Genomic DNA, 2,150 nt, shown 5'->3' with positions numbered 1-2,150 from the left:
GTTTTAAAAGCCACTGCGGGGTATCTCCCCCCGCCACTGCGGTTCGAACCCCCCGCCCCCCGCTTCCAGACGCCCCTAGGGGGCCCGGCCCCCCCGCGCCGCGTTCGGCGGTGGCATCCCTCGCGGCTGCAGCATCGGGTGGTCCCACCCGACGGCTTTTCGCGCGCGCAGCGGAGCGGGACCACGGCGACCCGCCAACCGGGCGGGGCGATACCGGGCCGTCCGGCATGGCGCAGGGCTCGGCGGCGCGGTGTACCGGATGCTGAGGGTCTCCGAACCCGGCAGGAGCTTTCCGTGAACGACCCGAGTCCTCAAGGAGCACGGAATCCGGTATCCACCGGCGCGGGCCACAACACTGCCGGTCAGCCCGGGGTCATCGGAATCGCACTCGCCGCGGTGCTGGCGGCCGCACTCGCGCAGGGCTCCTGGCAGTGGTTCGCCACCTACATCGGAGTGACCCTTCTCGCGGTGGTCTTCGCCTTCTACCGACTGCCGGCCTGGACGCCCGGCATCCGCTCCCCGTACGCGCGGAACCTGGCCGCGTATTCGCTGGTCGTCGGCCTCTGCGTGGCGATCGCGGTAGCTCCTGTGCTCCAGCGCTGGACCTGGCTGTTCCCGATGCCCGGCACCCGTAGAGCATGCGCCGAACTGGGCAAGTACGAGGTCATCCGGGTGGGGGCCGCGCTGGCGGATCTGGTCGGCCGGGACAGCATCGCCCTGGCGTACGCGCAGAAGGCCCGGAGCCACGACGCTGTCGCCGTGTGTCTGGCGGCCACGACGACCCAGTGGCTGCCCGTGTACGCGGTCGGGGCGGCTGTGCTGGTCGGCGTGGGCGCCTGGTTCCGTGACCGGGCCCGATCGAGGAGAGGACCCCAGCAGTGACCTCCTGCTGAAGCTCCTTGCCCCACACAATCGGGCACCCGGGACACGAGGCACCTTCCGGGGTATCAACTGCAGGACCCCGGTGAGCTGTTCCGCCGGGTCGGCGAACACGCTCGTGCCGGGGCCGCCGTCCCAGGCGAACTGGCTCACGGGCGCAAGTCGCGCCGATGACTGCGCCCGCCACACGGCCGGGGAACCGGCCCTGGTCCTGTACGGCCGTACACCGATCGACTCCCTGCGACTCCTCGGCGACCGACGTCTCTTCGACCAGCTCCAGGCCTGGGAGCCGGAGTAGGGCGTGACGACCTGCGACCTCGTGTCCCCGAGTGAGCCCAAGCCGCTGATCAACCGTATGCGTACCTGACGCGGTCAGCACACGGGTCGGGGGTGTGCCGTCTGCGCACACTCCGGAGTGCGGCGTCAAGCCCCGGGATTCAGTAGCAGGACAGGGCTCTTCCGATCGGGCCTAATTGAAGGAGAGACGTTTTACCCGGAAGGACCGCGTGGAGCTCCGCAAGGCCGCCGCGGGGGCCGGGAGACAAGGTCCATGGAAACCGACCAGTAACCGCACCGTCTGCAGGTGAGCTACTCATGTACTCGAGGGATGACCATCAGGACACCGTCCATCACCGTGTGATCACGGTGCGCAGCGCTCGGCCTCCCGTGTTCCCGGGACGTCAGACGTCGACCGCACACGGTGGCGTCGGCCCCCGCCGCGGCCCCGGGGAACGGTCGTGATCCCCCGGGGAGGCGCCGACGCCGCTGCCGGGAATGCCAGGACATCACCCCCCGACGACGCCACGGGCACCGGTGGGAAGGCGACCGGCACCGAAGGGCTCCTGGCCGAACTTCTCGCTGGTGTCCTGCGTACGGAGCGGGTGCCGTTGGACAGTGACTTCTTTGCTGATCTGGGTGCTGATTCGCTGGTGATGGCGCAGTTCTGTGCGAGGGTGCGGAAGCGGGACGATCTGCCGACGGTGTCGATGAAGGACATCTACCAGCATTCGACGATCGAGGACCTGGCGGCTGCGTTCCCGGCCGTCGACGCCCGTGTGCCTGATGGGCCGGTGGCGGCGTCCCCGTCGGATGCACCGGTCATGGGCGCCGAGGGCCTGCTCGCGGAGGTACTGGCTGGTGTCCTGCGTACGGAGCGGGTGCCGTTGGACAGTGATTTCTTTGCTGATCTGGGTGCTGATTCGCTGGTGATGGCGCAGTTCTGTGCGAGGGTGCGGAAGCGGGACGATCTGCCGACGGTGTCGATGAAGGAC

At 69.2% G+C, this 2,150-nt stretch carries 3 protein-coding genes; all 3 read left to right on the top strand.

The features are described 5' to 3' along the window. The first annotated feature begins 294 nt into the window (after positions 1-294). Positions 295-882 carry a hypothetical protein gene (locus tag ACFV6V_RS00535; RefSeq protein WP_385556882.1) on the top strand — a complete coding sequence of 196 codons (588 nt, stop codon included), beginning with the start codon at positions 295-297 and terminating at the stop codon, positions 880-882. An 82-nt stretch (positions 883-964) separates the two neighbouring features. After that, the gene (locus ACFV6V_RS00530) at positions 965-1,177 is read left to right on the top strand and encodes a hypothetical protein (protein ID WP_385556879.1); all 213 of its coding nucleotides are present in this window, start codon (positions 965-967) and stop codon (positions 1,175-1,177) included. A 583-nt stretch (positions 1,178-1,760) separates the two neighbouring features. After that, positions 1,761-2,150 (top strand): phosphopantetheine-binding protein (locus ACFV6V_RS00525; protein ID WP_385557131.1); only part of this gene is annotated, 390 nt, incomplete at its 3' end.

It is taken from the genome of Streptomyces sp. NPDC059828 (genome assembly GCF_042731955.1).
Taxonomy (GTDB): Bacteria; Actinomycetota; Actinomycetes; order Streptomycetales; family Streptomycetaceae; genus Streptomyces.
Note: the sequence above shows the minus strand (reverse complement) of the source record. Positions and strands in the feature narration are given on the sequence as shown.